The 15,819-nt window shown below is 65.9% G+C and carries 17 protein-coding genes; 13 read left to right on the top strand and 4 right to left on the bottom strand.

The genetic code is table 11. The features are described from left to right. Nucleotides 1-4 precede the first annotated feature (4 nt). Nucleotides 5-610 carry a YdeI/OmpD-associated family protein gene (locus ACQCSW_RS03875; protein ID WP_426989583.1) on the bottom strand — a complete coding sequence of 202 codons (606 nt, stop codon included), beginning with the start codon at nucleotides 608-610 and terminating at the stop codon, nucleotides 5-7. Between the two features lie 77 nt (nucleotides 611-687). Between ACQCSW_RS03875 and ACQCSW_RS03870 the strand changes: the two genes are divergently transcribed. The 6 genes from ACQCSW_RS03870 to ACQCSW_RS03845 all read left to right on the top strand — a co-directional run bounded on the left by ACQCSW_RS03870 (nucleotide 688) and on the right by ACQCSW_RS03845 (nucleotide 6,562). Continuing rightward, a complete protein-coding gene (locus ACQCSW_RS03870) occupies nucleotides 688-1,449 on the top strand; it encodes a VOC family protein (RefSeq protein ID WP_426989582.1) in 762 nt (253 codons plus the stop codon). Nucleotides 1,450-1,595: 146 nt separating this feature from the next. Next, nucleotides 1,596-2,135 carry an NUDIX hydrolase family protein gene (locus ACQCSW_RS03865; RefSeq protein WP_426989580.1) on the top strand — a complete coding sequence of 180 codons (540 nt, stop codon included), beginning with the start codon at nucleotides 1,596-1,598 and terminating at the stop codon, nucleotides 2,133-2,135. A gap of 86 nt (nucleotides 2,136-2,221) precedes the next feature. Next, complete coding sequence (locus ACQCSW_RS03860) at nucleotides 2,222-3,274, top strand: DUF6707 family protein (RefSeq protein WP_426989578.1); 1,053 nt, start codon at nucleotides 2,222-2,224, stop codon at nucleotides 3,272-3,274. Nucleotides 3,275-3,336: 62 nt separating this feature from the next. After that, nucleotides 3,337-4,062 carry an SRPBCC family protein gene (locus ACQCSW_RS03855; protein WP_426989577.1) on the top strand — a complete coding sequence of 242 codons (726 nt, stop codon included), beginning with the start codon at nucleotides 3,337-3,339 and terminating at the stop codon, nucleotides 4,060-4,062. Nucleotides 4,063-4,095: 33 nt separating this feature from the next. Further along, nucleotides 4,096-5,454 (top strand): tRNA guanosine(34) transglycosylase Tgt, encoded by a 1,359-nt coding sequence (tgt, locus tag ACQCSW_RS03850; RefSeq protein WP_426989576.1) that lies wholly within the window; start codon nucleotides 4,096-4,098, stop codon nucleotides 5,452-5,454. 166 nt (nucleotides 5,455-5,620) lie between these two features. Beyond that, on the top strand, nucleotides 5,621-6,562 hold the full coding sequence (locus ACQCSW_RS03845) for a type IV toxin-antitoxin system AbiEi family antitoxin domain-containing protein (protein ID WP_426989575.1): 942 nt from the start codon (nucleotides 5,621-5,623) through the stop codon (nucleotides 6,560-6,562). A gap of 91 nt (nucleotides 6,563-6,653) precedes the next feature. Here the strand turns inward: ACQCSW_RS03845 and ACQCSW_RS03840 are convergent, their stop codons facing one another. Then, nucleotides 6,654-7,370, bottom strand: coding sequence for a queuosine precursor transporter (locus ACQCSW_RS03840; protein WP_426989574.1), 717 nt, complete (start codon nucleotides 7,368-7,370; stop codon nucleotides 6,654-6,656). A gap of 179 nt (nucleotides 7,371-7,549) precedes the next feature. Here ACQCSW_RS03840 and ACQCSW_RS03835 point away from each other — a divergent pair, with 179 nt between their 5' ends. From ACQCSW_RS03835 to ACQCSW_RS03820, 4 genes are read left to right on the top strand one after another with little or no spacing between them, the layout of a single operon-like run. Continuing rightward, entirely contained in the window at nucleotides 7,550-8,206 is a 657-nt protein-coding gene (locus ACQCSW_RS03835) for a TetR/AcrR family transcriptional regulator (protein ID WP_426989573.1), read from the top strand. Between the two features lie 32 nt (nucleotides 8,207-8,238). After that, the gene (locus tag ACQCSW_RS03830; RefSeq protein ID WP_426989572.1) at nucleotides 8,239-9,159 is read left to right on the top strand and encodes a TIGR01777 family oxidoreductase; all 921 of its coding nucleotides are present in this window, start codon (nucleotides 8,239-8,241) and stop codon (nucleotides 9,157-9,159) included. Next, nucleotides 9,156-9,566, top strand: a complete 411-nt coding sequence (locus tag ACQCSW_RS03825) for a hypothetical protein (RefSeq protein ID WP_426989571.1) — start codon at nucleotides 9,156-9,158, stop codon at nucleotides 9,564-9,566. The genes ACQCSW_RS03830 and ACQCSW_RS03825 overlap by 4 nt, the downstream gene beginning before the upstream one ends. Beyond that, on the top strand, nucleotides 9,563-10,459 hold the full coding sequence (locus tag ACQCSW_RS03820) for a hydroxymethylpyrimidine/phosphomethylpyrimidine kinase (RefSeq protein ID WP_426989570.1): 897 nt from the start codon (nucleotides 9,563-9,565) through the stop codon (nucleotides 10,457-10,459). Before ACQCSW_RS03825 ends, ACQCSW_RS03820 begins: the two co-directional genes overlap by 4 nt. On the opposite strand, the gene ACQCSW_RS03815 is transcribed toward ACQCSW_RS03820, so the two are convergent. Both ACQCSW_RS03815 and ACQCSW_RS03810 read right to left on the bottom strand, forming a co-directional pair. Further along, nucleotides 10,456-10,809, bottom strand: a complete 354-nt coding sequence (locus tag ACQCSW_RS03815; protein ID WP_426989569.1) for a serpin family protein — start codon at nucleotides 10,807-10,809, stop codon at nucleotides 10,456-10,458. The genes ACQCSW_RS03820 and ACQCSW_RS03815 overlap by 4 nt on opposite strands. 193 nt (nucleotides 10,810-11,002) lie before the next feature. After that, nucleotides 11,003-12,391 carry an MFS transporter gene (locus ACQCSW_RS03810; protein WP_426989568.1) on the bottom strand — a complete coding sequence of 463 codons (1,389 nt, stop codon included), beginning with the start codon at nucleotides 12,389-12,391 and terminating at the stop codon, nucleotides 11,003-11,005. A 262-nt stretch (nucleotides 12,392-12,653) separates the two neighbouring features. Between ACQCSW_RS03810 and ACQCSW_RS03805 the strand changes: the two genes are divergently transcribed. From ACQCSW_RS03805 to ACQCSW_RS03795, 3 genes are read left to right on the top strand one after another with little or no spacing between them, the layout of a single operon-like run. Further along, entirely contained in the window at nucleotides 12,654-13,322 is a 669-nt protein-coding gene (locus ACQCSW_RS03805) for a response regulator transcription factor (RefSeq protein ID WP_426989567.1), read from the top strand. After that, nucleotides 13,319-14,773 carry a sensor histidine kinase gene (locus ACQCSW_RS03800; protein WP_426989566.1) on the top strand — a complete coding sequence of 485 codons (1,455 nt, stop codon included), beginning with the start codon at nucleotides 13,319-13,321 and terminating at the stop codon, nucleotides 14,771-14,773. Before ACQCSW_RS03805 ends, ACQCSW_RS03800 begins: the two co-directional genes overlap by 4 nt. Nucleotide 14,774: 1 nt before the next feature. Further along, the gene (locus ACQCSW_RS03795) at nucleotides 14,775-15,776 is read left to right on the top strand and encodes a TAXI family TRAP transporter solute-binding subunit (RefSeq protein WP_426990614.1); all 1,002 of its coding nucleotides are present in this window, start codon (nucleotides 14,775-14,777) and stop codon (nucleotides 15,774-15,776) included. Nucleotides 15,777-15,819: the final 43 nt, after the last annotated feature.

Below are 15,819 nucleotides of genomic sequence, written 5' to 3'. Positions count from 1 at the left end.
CCAGTTAGTTGGGTGGGTCGGCGGGCTTCTTCTTCTGCGGATACGGCGCCTCGCCCCGGGCCAGCATCTCCACAAAGCCGGCAATTTTTCGTTCCCGGGTGGACGCCTGCTTCACGGAATTTGTCCGGTAAATCAGCGCATACCGGTTCACGGAGGTGAGGACGTCGAACATGGCCTGGGCCTCGGGGACGGCAACAATCGCGGCGGCCAGGTCGGGAGGGACTTCCGCCGTCGCCTGCCCCATATAGGCTGCCTCCCAGCGCCCGTCCGCCTTGGCGGCGTCGACGGCTGCGCGGCCCGCCGCAGTCATTCTGCCGGCACCCTCGAGCTTCCCGATGCGGTCCACATTCCGCGCCGACCAGACGCTCTTCGGGCCGCGGCGGGTCATCCGTTGGAAGGAGCTGTCGTCGTCGCGCCTTTTGCCCTGACCGTCGATCCAGCCAAAGCACAGCGCCTCCTGCAGCGCTGCTTCGTAGTCCAGTTCAGTGGTGTTGCCGCCCTTCCTATGCAGCACCAGCCACACGCCAGGGCTGGTGGCGTGGTGCTGTTCCAGCCACAGCCGCCACGCCGCGGCGTCCGCTACCAGCAGTTCCTCGAGTTCAATGGCCATGGCCCTATTCTGCCTGCCTTCAGCAGGAAGTGGCATGATGGCGGTAGCCCACCTGTCCCGGTTTCGAGGAGGAACCCATGCTGCGTGTCCGACCCGTCCATTTCACCTCTCGGCCGGACAGTTGGGAGCAACTCCTGACTGCCCTGGGCATGGCCAAGACCGTTGATAACGGCCCGTGGCGGGAGTTCGACGCCGGTTCCGGCCGGCTGGCCCTGGACCTGGCCGATGCGGGCGCCCCGGATGACGGCACCACGGCCCTGGGCGTTGAGGTGGGCGATCTGGCAGAATTTGCCCGGCGCACCACCCTGGCCGCGGAGAAATCCGGAAATACCGTCGCCGAGCTCATGGCCGCTGACCACGGCGAGTCCTGCCGCATCACCGGCCGGGACGGCTTCAGCTTCCTGGCTGACAAAGGTGCCCGGGAGCCGAACGCGGCTGACGCTGATCCGGCCCTGGCCGTCGTCGGTGTCTGGTTTACGGAGGATCCCGGCGCCGCCGCGGTGACCCTGCAGGACATCGGCGCCAGGTTCCGCCCTGTCCCGGACGCCGACGAAACCGCCGACTTCACCGCCAAGAACGGCGGGGTGCTGATGGTACGCCCGGCGTCTGGCCGCGCGCGGTCCGGCCTGGGATTTGAGTACGACGGCGATCTGGGCGCCTTGCGGGACCGGCTCACCGCAGCCGGGCTGGACGTCAGCGAAACCGAGGAAGCCTTCGGCCGGACCCTGCACGTGGCCAACCCCGACGCCGCAGGCACCGCGGGCACTGCAGACACTGCCGCTGCCGCCCCGCACGTCCCGCCCACCGTCTGGATCTCGCAGCGCCTCGCCGCGCCGTGATCCGGCCCGGATCCGGCTATGGGGTGCCCCAAGTGAAGCGGGGGTGAACCGGCCGAGGGGAGACATTCCGGCGCTTTGGGCGACGCTTTACGCTGAGAGCTCACCCCTCAGCGGTCCGAGGCCGTCCGATGGGGTAGAACTTAACCATGAACGTTCGCACTCCTGACCCCAATCCCGGCTGGCTCTCCGAAGAAGACCTCTTTGAGGCCCGCGGGAGGCTCCCCATGATCTATGTGGAGGCCGTGCCGGTAAGGCTGGATCCGCTGGGTTTTGTGAACGAGGTTGGCACGCTGCTGCAGGCCGACGAGGACGGGAACATGATTCGGTCGCTGGTTTCGGGCCGCGTGATCTACCGCGAGACCATCCGCGCCGCACTCCTGCGCCATATGGAAAAGGACCTGGGGCCGCTCGCCTTTCCGCAGCTTCCCATCAGCCCGGTCCCCTTCACGGTGGCCGAGTACTTCCCGGCCCCGTCCCAGACCGGCTTCACCGACGACCGCCAACACGCCGTGTCCCTGGCGTACCTCATCCCCGTGACCGGCGAATGCGAACCCCGCCAGGACGCCCTGGAACTGACCTGGATGACCCCTGCGGAAGTGCTAAGCCCCGACGTCCAGCTCGAATTCAGCGGCGGCCGCGGCGCCCTGGTCCGCCAGGCGCTGGCCTTTGCGGGCGTGGGTCACTGACGCCCGCGGGTTCCCCGGCGTCCCCGACTTCCGGCGCCCCGCTTTGTAGACTGTAGGGCGGACCGCAAGAGAACTTAAGGACTCCCATGACCGAAAACCCAGCCGCCAGGCACTACAGCGAACAGCAGGCTGGATCTCTGACCACCGGCGATCAGCTCCTCCTCCCCGACGGTGAACGCACCGCCGAAATCCAGCACGTGGAGTTTGAACCGGATGATTTCGGGACCCCTGCGGTAGTCCTGGCAAACCTCACCGGCGGCGGCACCCTCCGCATCGCAGCCGGCTCCACCGTAAAGATCCTGGACACAACAGTCCGGGTCATCACGGTTACGGACACCACAGTTCAGGACACCCCCGTTCGGGACACAACGCCCGACGCCGTCACCCAGCTTCCGGTCGTGGCGCAACCCCCTGCCGAACAGCCCCAGCACACACGCGAAGCGGAGATAGCCCCGGCGGCTCCCGCCGTCGTCGTACCTCCCTTGCCGGCCATCCCGCCCGCGGCGAGCGGCCCGTCCGCGGAAGAACTGGCGCGGATTCCGGCGCCGCAGGGCACACCCGAAGCGGTTGTGGAGGCTGCCGCGGAAACCCACCCGGACGCCGTTGGGGTGCTGCTGCTGGCGGACAAGCTGGCCAAGGGCATCAACTTCAAGTCCGGCAGCTGCCTCAAGGACCTCAGCGACCTGGCCCACGAACTGTTCATCACGCTCAAGGATCCGGACGGGGCGCTCACCGTGGCGGACCTGCTCAACGTCCTCCCGTTCGACGGCAACCCGGGCCGGTGGGCGTCCGTGGAGGCGTCGCTGGCGTTGTCCAGCTTCATCTGCCGCCAGGACCGGCAGGAGGAGCGCGCCGAAGTCTATGAAAAGCTGCTGCGTCTGCCGGAAAACCAGGAAACGGACCTGTTCAAGGCACGGATGAACGCCAAGGTGCGGCAGCGGTCGCTGAACGAACCCAACCTGTACGACAAAGAGATCTTCCGCTCGATCGACAACTCCAACCATGAGGCCGAGCGGGAGTGGCGGCTGCTTCGCCTCGAATCCCTGCTGTTCCTGCGGGCACACGGCGGGTCTGAGACGATCGGCGTGGGCGAACTCCAGCGCCGGATCAGCAACGAACTCGAGGCCGTCCGGGCCTGAGCTTGCCCGGGTGTGGGAATTGCCCCCTACCCGGGGCTGCGCCCGCGTTGTAGATTCGGGCTATGACGAACAATCTGAGCGTGGTGGTAAATGCTGATGCGCCGCAGGTCTGGACCATGCTGCGTGAACCGGCCAAAGTTGCCCAGTGGCACGGCTGGGAGGCTGACGAACTGGCCGATGAGATTGATGGGATCTACTTCAGCAGCAACGTCGTTGAAGCCCCGGACCACACCAGCCTGACCACCAACGGCGGCGACGTCTTCGACCTCAAACCGGTGTCCGCCGGGACGTTGGTCAGTGTCACCCGGGCAGCCCTGGACCACAACTCGGAGTGGGCGGCCTGGGACGAGGACATCACCCAGGGCTGGCTGACGTTCCTCCAGCAGCTCCGCTTCGCGCTGGAACACCACCCGCACGGCAAACGGCACACGTTGTTCTTCGAATTTCCCGGCGAGCCTGCTTCCGCCATAGAAAAGCTGGGCTTGTCGGACGTGCCTGCGCCGGGCGAGACGTACATGCTGACGCTTTCCACCGGGGAGGAGATCACCGGCAAGGTCTGGTTCCACAGCAACCACCAGGTGGGGCTCACCGTCCACAGCTACGCGGAGCACGGCGACGGCCTGCTGATCGTGGCGGACCAGCCCGTCATTGAAGGTGTGAGGCCCCACGGCGGCGCCATGGTGATCGCCTCGACGTTCGATCTGGGTGCCCACAAAATGGAGTCCATCCAGTCGCTCTGGGACGGTTGGCGGGCTGAGAACTACCCCACATCGGAAGCGGCCCACTGAGGGATCGGCTACGTTTGCTGGCACACTGGAACCGTGCCAGCCAACCCCGCCTCCGCTACATCTGTCTCCGTTTCGGCCGTCTCAGCTGATCCCGGCTCAGCTGATCCCGTCGCACCGGCGGCCGTCTCAGCTGCGGCTGACCAGTCGCAGTTCTCCTTCACCGTTGGCACCCGCCTTGCTGACAGCTGTGCTCCGTCGGCTTCCCAACTGTCGGCCAACGGCGGCGAATTCCTGGGCCGCACGGGCACAATCACCACACCTCATGGCGAGATCCGCACGCCGGCGTTCATCGCCGTCGGGACCAAAGCCACGGTGAAGTCCGTCCTGCCGGAATCCATGGCGGAACTGGGGGCACAGGCGCTTCTGGCCAACGCCTACCACTTGTACCTCCAGCCGGGGGCCGAGATCCTGGACGAGGCCGGCGGGCTGGGTGCGTTTATGAACTGGTCCGGGCCGACATTCACGGACTCCGGCGGGTTCCAGGTCATGAGCCTGGGCTCCGGGTTCAAGAAGGTCATCGACATGAAGTCGGTGGACACTTCCGGACCGGACGACGCCGTAGCACCGGGCAAAGAACGCCTGGCCCACATCGACGACGACGGTGTCTGGTTCAAATCGCATCTCAACGGCGACCGCCACCGCTTCTCCCCGGAAATTTCCATGCTGGTCCAGCACCAGATCGGCGCGGACATCATATTCGCCTTCGACGAGCTGACCACGCTGCAGAACTCCCGCGGCTACCAGGAGGAATCGCTGGAGCGCACGCGGTTGTGGGCGCTGCGCTGCCTGGAGGAGCATTTCCGCCTGACCTCATCCCGGGCGGCGAAGCCGTATCAGGCCCTCTTCGGCGTGATCCAGGGTGCCCAGTACGAGGACCTGCGCCGGAAGGCCTGCCGGGACCTTGGCGCCATGGACTTCGACGGCTACGGCATCGGCGGGGCGCTGGAGAAGGAAAACCTGGGTACGATTGTGCGCTGGTGCAACGAGGAACTGCCGGAGGACAAGCCGCGGCACCTGCTGGGCATCTCCGAGCCGGACGACATCTTCACGGCGATCGAGAACGGCGCGGACACCTTCGACTGCGTCTCCCCCACCCGAGTGGCCCGCAACTCGGCGTTCTACACACCTGCCGGCCGCTTCAACCTCTCCGGCGCCAAGTACAAGCGGGACTTCGGGCCGCTGCAGAAGGGCTGCGACTGCTACGCCTGCGCCAACTACTCGCGCGCGTACATCCACCACCTCTTCAAGGCCAAGGAGATGCTCTCCGCCACGCTGATCTCCATCCACAATGAGCGCTTTGTGGTGAAGATGGTGGACGACGCCCGGCTGGCCATCGAGGCCGGGACCTTGTTCGAGTTCAAGGCCGAGACCCTGGCGCAGTACTACTCCTAAGCGCCGGCCCGGCGCCTCCCGCCGTTGTTCTCCGCGCCGTTTCGACGGTTCCCTGCGCACTCGATGTTTGGAACCGTCTAGGGGGCAGGGAACCGTCGAACCGGAGTTGTCCACATAGCCACACCTCTGTCTTTTCGCGGCCAGGCAACCAGCGGAGGCTGGAGGCATGTCGAATGTATCGCGCGGTGGTCTTCCGGTTGGAGTGGACCTGTGGCGAACAGAGGAGCTTCTGGAAGCCGGCCTGAATGCCCGCGCCATAGCTGCATCGGTACGCTCCGGAGACCTGGTCCGGCTCAGACGCGGCTGCTACATCCGAGGCAGTGTCTGGGCGAGGCAGAAGCCCTGGGTACGCAGTCGGCAGCTGATCGCGGCCCATGCTCATGGAACGCTGACGACATCGGGCGGTGGCTTTGTCTACAGCCACACCTCGGGTGCCCGGCTCCTTGGGCTGTTCCTCTGGGACGTGGACGATCTCGTTCATGTCACGCAGCAGACGTGTCCCTCGCGCATATCCCACGGCAAGGACGTCGTGGCACACACCCGCGATTTGGGGGCCGAGGACGTCACTTTCGTGGACGGTCTGCCCTGCACTTCGCTGGAGCGGACGGTGGTGGATTGCTGCCTCATGCTGAACTACAGGCAGGCCCTGGTTTTGATGGACCATGCCCTGCGGAAAGGTGCGGATGTGGAGAAGCTCCGGAAGATGTGCTCTGCATTGACTGGAAGAAACGGAGTCCTGGCGCTTCGCAGGGCCATCGAAGACAGCGATTCCCGTTCCGAGTCTCCGGGCGAAACACTGTCCCGCGAACTGGTCCGCCGGCTCTGCATCGAGCCCCCTGAGCTCCAGGTGGTCGTCTGGTCCGCGGAAGGCCAGCACCGACTCGACTTCGCTTGGCGGGACAAAAAGGTGGCTTTGGAATTCGACGGCAGGGTGAAGTACTTCGACTTCCAGCCCACGGATGAGGCCATCTTTGCCGAACGGCAGCGCGAAAAGGCGTTGATGACCCTCGGCTGGACATTCATCCGGGTCGAGTGGAAACACCTTTTCCGCGAGCAGGAGTTCAAGATGACCGTCCTCCGGGCACTCAGGAGCCAATCAGCGGCCTAGGGTCAGGCACCATTTCGGGGGTTCCCTGCCCACTCGATGACTGCGAACATCGTATCCGCAGGGAACCGTCGAAACGGGGCGGGCGGCGAGCCTAGACCCCGTAGCTTGGTTCGCGCTTCTTGATCCAGCCGATCACCAGGGACGTCACCGGAACGAACAGGAACTCCACAAGCGTCTTGTAGACGAAGCCCACCACAACGTAGTTCAGGAACGTGCCGAAGTCCGTGATGCCGATGACGGAGGCGGCGATGCTGCAGAAAATCAGAGTGTCCACGAATTCACCTGCGCCGGAGGATCCCATCAGCCGCGTCCAGAGGGACTTCTCCCCGGAGCGGGCCTTCATTTTCACCAGGATCCACGAGTTGATGGTCTGGCCGGCCAGGAATGCCAGCAGCGAGGCGAGCACAATCTGCGGCACCGGACCAAGAGCCCCCTCAAGGGCGGCCTGCTTGGACGTGCCGAAGTCGTCATCAAAGCCAGGCAGGGCGATGATCACCCAGTAGCAAACCGAGGCGAAGACGGACAGGGCGAAGGTGGTGAAAATGGCTTTGCGCGCCACCTGGAAGCCGTAGACCTCGCTGATGACGTCGCCCAGGATGTAGGCGAGCGGGAACAGGAAGAAACCGCCGTCTGTGATGATCGGGCCGATCGCGACGCCCTTGGACGCCCCAATGTTGGACAGGATCAGCACCACGGCCATAAACGCCAGCATGATGCCGAAGTACGGCGAGCCGATCGATGCGAATTTCGGCGCCGTCGGGGCGGAGTCGGCGATGGGCAGGGCGTCAGGGCCCGAGGGGGAAGGCATGGGAGTTTCCATTCGTGGTGGTTCGCTCGGTGTACCGTTCCCGCAACGAAAGTTGCGCGGGACGCCGGCTCTATTAGCACTGTCACGCCATTCTCCCCCTGAAGATTCGCCAGAATAGTTTTGAACACGTTCAGTTCCATGGCATACTAAGTTTTGAACATGTTCAAAAGGGGAGAATTATGACCGCCAAGAGCGAGCAGACCAGGCAACTCGTAGCGGACGTCGCGCTGCGTATGTTCCGCGAGGTCGGCTTCGAGAAGACCACAATGCGGGCCATCGCAGCCGAGGCCGGGGTCTCCGTGGGCAACGCCTACTACTACTTCGCCTCCAAGGACGATCTGGTGCAGGAGCTGTACGTCCAGGTCCAGGCAGAGCATGCGGCCAAGGCTCACGAGGCACTCGAAGGCCTCAAGGACCTGGGCAGCCGCCTCAAGGCCACCCTGCACGCAGGCCTGGACGTCATGGCGCCATACCACCGCTTCGGCGCCGACTTCGCGGCCACGGCCATCCGGCCGACGTCGCCCGTCAATCCGTTCGCGGGCGAGTCGACGGCGGCCCGGGAGGCATCCCTCGCCATCTTCAGGGCGGCGGTTGAAGGCGCCAGCCCACCCGCTCCGAAGAAGCTCCGCGCCGATCTGCCCGAGCTGCTCTGGCTCGGCTATATGGGGATCGCCCTGTTCTGGGTGTACGACACCTCCGAAGACCAGCGCCGGACCCGGAAGCTGGTGGACGGAGTTGTCCCGCTGATCGCCCGGGGCCTGTCGCTGGCACGGATTCCGGGCGTCAACAAGGTGCTGGATGACGTCCTGGGCCTGAGCCGCAGCATCCGCGCCTGAACGCACCACCGAACACAACATTGGGGGAAGAAATGAACAGGACACAGACCGTGGTGCTCGCCGGGGCTTCAGGCTTCATCGGCACCTATCTCCGGGACCGCTTCGAACAGGACGGCTGGACGGTGCGCACCATCGGCCGCCGGGCCAGACCGGGTACGGCCGAAGCGGCCAGCTGGAACGACGACGACGACGCCATCTCCCGGGTGCTGGACGGCACCGACCTCCTGGTGAACCTCGCCGGACGGTCAGTCAACTGCCGCTATAGCGCCAGGAACAGGGCGGCCATCCTCGATTCCCGCGTCGCCACCACCGCGGCACTCGGCCGCGCCCTGGCACGTTGCCAGGCGCCGCCGTCGGCCTGGCTCAACGCCAGCACCGGCACCATCTACCGGCACGCGGATGACCGGCCCCAGACAGAGTCCGACGGCGAACCCGGCACAGGCTTTTCGGTGGACGTGGCACGCGCGTGGGAAGCTGCGCTGGAGGCCGCCCCCACGCCCGGAACGCGGAAAATTGCGTTGCGGATCGCCATCGTCCTGGGTCCGGGCGGCGGCGCCCTGCGGCCTTTCGCTGCCCTGGCCCGGCTTGGCCTGGGCGGGCATATGGGTGTGGGCAGCCAGAAGTTCAGCTGGATTCATGTGGAGGACCTGTACCGGTCCGTCCGGTTCCTCCACGCGCGAACGGACCTTTCAGGCCCCGTGAATGTGGCCTCCCCGGACGTCGTGGATAACCGTGATCTGATGCGGCTGGTCCGCCGGGCCTACGGCGCCAGGCTGGGCATTCCCACTCCGGCCTGGCTGCTGCGGCTGGGGGCCGTGCTGATCCGCACCGAGGCCGAGCTCGTGCTGAAAAGCCGGTGGGTGCAGCCGCAGAAGCTGCTTGACGCGGGGTTCATCTTCCGGGAGCCTGAGCTGGGCCGCGCGCTGCTCACCATCGCCAAAGGGACAGCGTGAGCCGGCCGGACCGGGTGACCTTCGGCCCCGGAGCGTTCCTGCTGGGCGGCGCCATCACCGTGCTCCTGTTCGGTTTTCCGCACGGCGTGACGGGCTACGTTTTCGGAATCCCTGCCGCCCTGATCCTCGGTATGCCCCTGGCACTCGCGACCGGAATCCTCATGCGGCCCGTCCGTGACCAATGGCTTCACATTGTGGCCATCGGCGGGGCGGGGCTCGTCACCGGCTTCCTCACCCTCCTCTTCCTCATGGGAACCCACTGGCACACCATGTGGGGACTCGTTTTGTGGACCGGATTCTGCGCGGCCGTGGGGCGGCTGGCTGTTGTGGGCCTCGTGGCCACACATGAGGATGGTGAACATACCGAGCATGTTGGCCCGACGGCGGATGGCAGGATAGTGCCATGACTTTTGCTTCAGCTGCCGTCCAGTCCCCCGTGTCCGCTCCCGCCGTCGTCCTGACTATCGCGGGGTCCGAAGCCACGGGTGGCGCCGGAGCCCAGGCCGACCTGAAGACGTTCCAGGAGCTGGGCGTTTTTGGCATCGCCAACCTGACATGCATCGTGTCCTTCGATCCGGGCGACAACTGGAACCACCGTTTTGTGCCGGTGGACCAGCAGGTGATCGCGGACCAGCTGGAGGCTACGACGGCGGCCTATGGTCCGGCGTCAGGGGTCACCGCTGGCGGGGCGTCGGGAGAGTCGTTGGCGCCGGGCCGGGCCGTCCTGGACACCGTGAAGATCGGCATGCTCGGCAGCCCTGCCACCATCAGCACGGTTGCGGCGGCGCTGGAAGCGGGCCAGTTCCGCAACGTGGTGCTGGATCCGGTGCTCATCTGCAAGGGCCAGGAGCCGGGCCACGCACTGGACACGGACCAAGCCTTGAAGGCGCAGATCCTGCCGCTGGCCACGTTCGTCACGCCCAACCACTTCGAGGCCGAATCTCTGTCCGGCCTCGCGATCACCGACGTCGAGTCCCTGAAAGCCGCAGCAGTCCGCATCCATGAGCTCAGCGGCGCTGCGGTTCTCGCCAAAGGCGGCGTTCGGTTGGAAGGCCTGGACGCCGTCGACGTTTACTACGACGGTGAGACCCTGGAACTCCTCAGCGCACCCAAGGTGGGCGAGGTGGCCGTTTCCGGCGCCGGCTGCTCACTCGCCGCGGCTGTGACTGCCGAACTGGCCAAGGGCGCCACGCCGCTGGAGGCTGCCCGGACCGCAAAGTCATTTGTCACCGCGGGCATCCGCAACCGGGTCGCCTCCGGCGCACCGTTCGACGCCCTCTGGCAGGGCGGCGCGCGCTAGCTGGAGAACCCCACTCCCCCGGGCCGGCTAGGAACGGGGTCGGTGACCTTTCCTATAAACAGCGGCAGGCCCGTTTCTACGTGCACGATCTGATAGTGGAACGGCCGGTCGAAACTGATGGACCGCTCAGGCTGTGGCGGAGCGCTGGTGACCCCTCCATTGATCTGGGTGACGGCGGCGGCGATGGTGCCTTTAGCCGTTGTGAAGGCGCAGGTCCGAGGTGCTTCCTTGATCCGGCCACCCGTGTTCCTGTTGACCCAGGCATCAATGGCGGGCTTCGTTGCATCCTCATCGCTGAAGTTCCCCGGAGGGTCACGGTTTGCGTCTTTTCGGTCTCGCCCCGCCGCCATGAGGCACGCCTCCTCGATCCGCGCAGGGAGGTGCGGCCAACGCTCTCGCACTTAATGCAAGAAAACCCGGATACTCTCTCACTTTCCACAAGAAAGTGAGAGAGTATCCCGGGTTTTGCTGCAGGATCTGAGAGAGCGTCCGGGGCGAGGGTCACCGCTGAGCCGGCCAGCCGCCGTCGTACACTCACCAGAACTAGACGTTGATGAGGTCCTTGTCGTCGTCCTTGTCGGGCCGGGTCCAGGCCTCGCCCTGCTCGCGGTCCAGGTGCGTGGACTTCTTGTTCCTGAGGGCGAAAATGTAGACCACCAGCGAGATGGCGATGGCAACCGTGACGTAGGTGAAGAACAGGTCCACCCGTTCGGCCTTCTGGAACGCGGCACCAAGCAGCGGGACCGTGCCGCCGAAGAGCGAGTTGGCGATCGCGTAACCCAAACCGACGCCGAGGGCGCGGATGGAGGCGGGGAACAGCTCAGCCTTCACCAGGGCGTTGATGGAGGTATAGCCGCCAACGATCAGCAGGCCGCCCATCATCAGCAGGAACGCGGTGAACGGGTCCTTGGTGTTGGACAGGGTGGAGAGCAGCGGCCAGGTGAAGAGGACGCCGGTGATGCCGAACCACAGGAGCAGCGGCTTGCGGCCCACCTTGTCCGAGATGATGCCGTAGACGGGCTGGAGGATCATGAAGATGAACAGCGCCCAGAAGTTGATGACCGAGGTGTCGGTCTTGGCGATGCCGGACGTATCGTTCATGAACTTCAGGATGAAGTTGGTGTAGGTGTAGAACGCCACGGTGCCGCCGAGCGTGACGCCGATGCAGATCAGCAGGGGCTTCCAGTACTGGGTGAACAGCAGCCGCATGGTGCCAGGCCGGGCTTCGCCGGCCGCGAGGGGCGCCTTGGCGGCCGCGACCTGCTCCGCGGAGACGGTTTCCTCCATGGAGCGCCGCAGCCACAGGACCACCAGGGCAGCCACGCCGCCGATGGCGAACGGAATACGCCAGCCCCACTCGGTCAGATCGCCCTTGGGCATAACGTTCTGCAGGATGACCAGAACCAGGAGCGCCATCATCTGGCCGCCGATCAGGGTCACGTACTGGAAGCTGGAGAAGAAGCCACGGCGCTTGGACGTGGCAGCCTCGGACATGTAGGTGGCGCTGGTGCCGTATTCGCCGCCCACGGAGAACCCCTGGATCAGGCGAATGAGGATCAGCAGCACCAAGGCCCAGACGCCCACCTGCTGTGTGGTGGGCAGGAGCGCGATGGCGAAGGAACCTGCGGACATCAGCGTCACGCTGAGCGTCAGCGCGGCCTTACGGCCCTTGCGGTCGGCGTAACGGCCGAAGAACCAGGCGCCGATGGGGCGCATCAGGAACGACGTCGAGAAGACTGCCATCGCCTCGAGGCCGGCCTGCAGCTCGTCCTTGGAGTTGAAGAAGTGGGACTGGAAGTAGGCGGCGAAGACCGTGTAGACGTAGAGGTCGTACCACTCCACGAGGTTGCCGGCTGAGCCTTTGAGAATATTACTGACGGCCTTGCGGGTCTGCGCTGCTTCGCTCTGGACTTCTGCGTGCTGGGCGCTCATCGTTGAACCTTCCCGGGTTGCGGCGCCACCGATAACCGTTCCGGGCGTACATTTGTGCTGTCCACGGCAACATTGCTCATGGTTCCTCCTCGACGTTGACAGTCCCCTGAAAGGCTGGGACTCCCCTAAACTATTCGTGATCCAGGGCACAACCAACGTGGGAGGGCATTTCCTAACACTTCCTTAGGTTTCGCCGGGAGAAGGGGTAACCTCCAAAGCGGGCAGGTTGCAGGTGCCCACTCAGCGAATAAGGGACCAGACCATGGAGTTGCTCATCGTCGAGGACGACGACGCCATGGCGTCCGCCCTCGCCGCCGCCGTCGTGACCGCGGGGCACAACCCCACCCGGGTTGCCCGCGGAGCCGACGCCCTCCTGGCCCACCGGAAGTTCGAAGTGATCCTGCTGGACCTGGGACTGCCCGATATGGACGGCCTGGAAGTACTGCGGAAGCTGCGCCAGGTCACGCCGGTGCCGATCCTGATTCTTACCGCGCGCGACGACGAACGCAGCGTGGTGCTCGGCCTGCGGTCCGGAGCGGACGACTACCTCGTCAAGCCGGTGAAGCTCGTGGAGCTGCTGGCCCGCATCGAGGCCGTCACCCGGCGCGCGGGCCGCCATAGCGGTACGCGGCAACAGAGCGTGGTGCTCGGCGAACTTGAGATCGACCTCGAGCGGCGCGTGGCGGCCCTCCGTTCCGAGGTGCTGCCGCTGACGGCCACCGAGTTTGACCTGCTGGCACTGTTGGCCAGCCACGCGGGTTCGGTGGTCACCCGCGAACAGATCCTGGACGCGCTGTGGGGCGACGCTTTCGTGGCCTCTTCCCGGTCCCTTGACGTGCACCTGACGGGGCTGCGGGCCAAACTCCAGTTGCCGGGCTTCATCATCAACGTCCGCGGCGTCGGCTACCGGGTTGAGGCGGACCCGGCGTGAAACTGCGCGTGCTGGGCATCCTGAGTGTCCTGGCGCTGCTCATCGTCATCATCGCTTCCAACGCCATCCTGACATCCGCCGGCCGCGAACTGACCCAGGAACTCCAGATCAACCGTGCCGCTTCGCTCAACCGCCTGGCACAGGTGGCGTTCGACGCAGCCGCTGCCGGCGAAACCGCTCAATTGCAGACGGAGATGGACCGGTATTCCGAACTCTACGGAGAAGGAGTCCTGATCCGCCTCCAGCAGGGCACCCTGCGCTCCGGCGGCCTGAACGAGGACCGGGCAGACGTCCGGGACGGGGTGGCCAGGGCGAACCTGAACCTCAGCGACACCACGCTGACCCCGCTGCAGCCGTTCGGCTCCGGTTCCGAGGTGATCTCCCGCTCCTTCGGCAGCGCGAGCCAAGTCCTGGGCGAGGCGGTGCTCGAGGTCAACCTGGACGCGGCCCGGCAGAAACTGAGGGAGCGTTGGCTCGTGGTCGGATTGGCGGCGGCGGCCCTGGGTGCGGTGCTCCTGCTGGGTGCGGCCCGCGTGACCGGGTGGGTCCTCCGGCCCGTTCACCGCCTGAATGCGGCGGTGACCGAACTCGAGGCAACAGGCCGGACCGGTCAGCTTCCCGAGGCCGGGCCGCCGGAACTGCGGGAGCTGAGCCGTTCATTCACCACCATGGCGCAGACCGTCAGCCACAGCCTCGATTCCCAACGGCAACTGATAGCGGACACGTCGCACGAACTGCGCAATCCGGTGGGGGCCCTGCGGCTGAGGATCGATTTGCTGCAGCTGGAGCTGAAGACCGCCAGGGAACACGACGCCGCGGCAGGGGTGCTGGCCGAGCTCGAACGCGTGGAGGAGATCCTGGACGGGGTACTTCGGCTGGCGGCCGCCGAGCACAGGGCCTCTGAGGACTCCGCCCGGGGCCCGCTTGGAACCCCGTCGCGTGGGGCGCAGGCTCCCCTTGACCCCTATCCGATCCTGCAGGAAGAAACCGAACGGGTGGGCCCTGCGGCCCAGCGCAGCGGAGCATCCATCCTGCTGGCAGATCCGCCCGAACCGGCGGTACACATCGAGTGCAACGCCGCGGAACTGGCGCAGATGGTGGGGGAACTCATCAACAACGCCATCAAATACGCTCCCGGCGCCCACATCTCGGTGGCCGCCCGCGCGAGCCAAGGCACGGTGACCCTTGAAGTGTCCGACGACGGCCCCGGGCTTTCCGCCGACGAACGGACAGCGGCCACCAGCCGTTTCTGGCGTTCCCCGGCGCACCGGAAAATACGCGGAACCGGTCTGGGCATGACCATTGTGGACAAGCTTGCCGGGGCCAACGGTGGCCGGTTGGAGCTTGCCGAAGCCTCGCCGCATGGCCTGATCGCGCGCCTCGAGTTTCCGCGTGCCGCGGACGTGCCTGGAAGTTTTGCTGGTCCGGAGCAGGTGGCTCCGCGTGGCTGATCTGCCCGGAGCGCGGGCCCTTCCCCCGCTTCCCCCGCGGCGGACCGCCCTCAAGGCCGGCCTAGCGGCCGGGTTGTCCGGACTGCTTCTGCCGGCCCTGAGTGCGTGCACACCCACAGACCGCCCGGGCACCGTCACCGTGGCCGGCGGCGAGCCCGGAGGCTTCTACCTGGAGTTCGCCGAACTGCTGGCGGCTGCCCTCCAGCGTCACGGGGTGGCTGGCGAAGCCACTGCGCTGGCTACCGGCGGCAGCCTGGACAACCTCGAACATCTGCTGACCGGCAAAGCCACGTTCGCCGTCGCGCTTGCCGACTCAGCGGCCCAACGCACAGCGGTAGGTGACCCGCCCGCCGTCGGACTCACCGCCGTCGGAAAGGTGTACGAGAACTACGTCCACTGCGTCATCCGGCACAACAGCGGGATCCGGGACATTGGCGCGCTTGCCGGCCGGACCGTTGCCATCGGCGAGCCCGGTTCGGGGACGTCGCTGACCACTCCGCGGCTGATCGAGGCGGCCGGGTTGAGCTCCACTGCCGGCACCGCCGGCGGCGTAACAGTGCTGAGCCTCGGCCTCAACGCGGGTCTCGCGGCCCTGCGGGACGGAACAGTGGACGCGTTGTTCTGGTCGGGCGGCGTGCCTACGGCGGCCATTGCTGCCGCGCACGACGACGTCGGGCTGGGTTTCCTCGATCTGTCACCGCTGCTGCCGGCACTGCGGGCCAAATACGGCGTCTTCTACGACCGGGTTCTGATCCCGGCAGGCGCCTACGAGGGCATCCCCGCCGTGTGGACCGTTGGCGTGGCGAACCTGCTGTTGTGCCGGAGCGATCTTGATGGCCAAACCGTAAAGCGGACCGTCGAACTGCTGGTGGTCCATGCCGAGGAACTGATCCCGAGGTCCAGCCTGGGGATCCAGTTCCTGAGTCCGGAATCCTTGATCAACACCGCCAGTTTGCCCCTGCACCCCGCAGCCGCTGCCGCCTACAGGGAACTGCACGGGTAACCCGGTTGAATTGGTAACGCCCTTCCCTCAGCAATCCGTACGG

The sequence above is a fragment of the Pseudarthrobacter sp. Y6 genome (genome assembly GCF_050156205.1).
Taxonomy (GTDB): domain Bacteria; phylum Actinomycetota; class Actinomycetes; order Actinomycetales; family Micrococcaceae; genus Arthrobacter.
This window is presented reverse-complemented; position numbering and strand designations above follow the sequence as displayed.

What these genes read in the sequence shown, in the direction of transcription:
- ACQCSW_RS03815 (WP_426989569.1), bottom strand. Translation starts at nt 10,809, where the DNA reads ATGGCGGCGGGGCGAGACCGAAAAGACGCAAACCGTGACCCTCCGGGG.
- ACQCSW_RS03840 (WP_426989574.1), bottom strand. Translation starts at nt 7,370, where the DNA reads ATGCCTTCCCCCTCGGGCCCTGACGCCCTGCCCATCGCCGACTCCGCC.
- ACQCSW_RS03805 (WP_426989567.1), top strand. Translation starts at nt 12,654, where the DNA reads ATGGAGTTGCTCATCGTCGAGGACGACGACGCCATGGCGTCCGCCCTC.
- ACQCSW_RS03830 (WP_426989572.1), top strand. Translation starts at nt 8,239, where the DNA reads ATGAACAGGACACAGACCGTGGTGCTCGCCGGGGCTTCAGGCTTCATC.
- ACQCSW_RS03810 (WP_426989568.1), bottom strand. Translation starts at nt 12,391, where the DNA reads ATGAGCGCCCAGCACGCAGAAGTCCAGAGCGAAGCAGCGCAGACCCGC.
- ACQCSW_RS03870 (WP_426989582.1), top strand. Translation starts at nt 688, where the DNA reads ATGCTGCGTGTCCGACCCGTCCATTTCACCTCTCGGCCGGACAGTTGG.
- ACQCSW_RS03865 (WP_426989580.1), top strand. Translation starts at nt 1,596, where the DNA reads ATGAACGTTCGCACTCCTGACCCCAATCCCGGCTGGCTCTCCGAAGAA.
- ACQCSW_RS03855 (WP_426989577.1), top strand. Translation starts at nt 3,337, where the DNA reads ATGACGAACAATCTGAGCGTGGTGGTAAATGCTGATGCGCCGCAGGTC.
- ACQCSW_RS03875 (WP_426989583.1), bottom strand. Translation starts at nt 610, where the DNA reads ATGGCCATTGAACTCGAGGAACTGCTGGTAGCGGACGCCGCGGCGTGG.
- ACQCSW_RS03860 (WP_426989578.1), top strand. Translation starts at nt 2,222, where the DNA reads ATGACCGAAAACCCAGCCGCCAGGCACTACAGCGAACAGCAGGCTGGA.
- ACQCSW_RS03835 (WP_426989573.1), top strand. Translation starts at nt 7,550, where the DNA reads ATGACCGCCAAGAGCGAGCAGACCAGGCAACTCGTAGCGGACGTCGCG.
- ACQCSW_RS03820 (WP_426989570.1), top strand. Translation starts at nt 9,563, where the DNA reads ATGACTTTTGCTTCAGCTGCCGTCCAGTCCCCCGTGTCCGCTCCCGCC.
- ACQCSW_RS03845 (WP_426989575.1), top strand. Translation starts at nt 5,621, where the DNA reads ATGTCGAATGTATCGCGCGGTGGTCTTCCGGTTGGAGTGGACCTGTGG.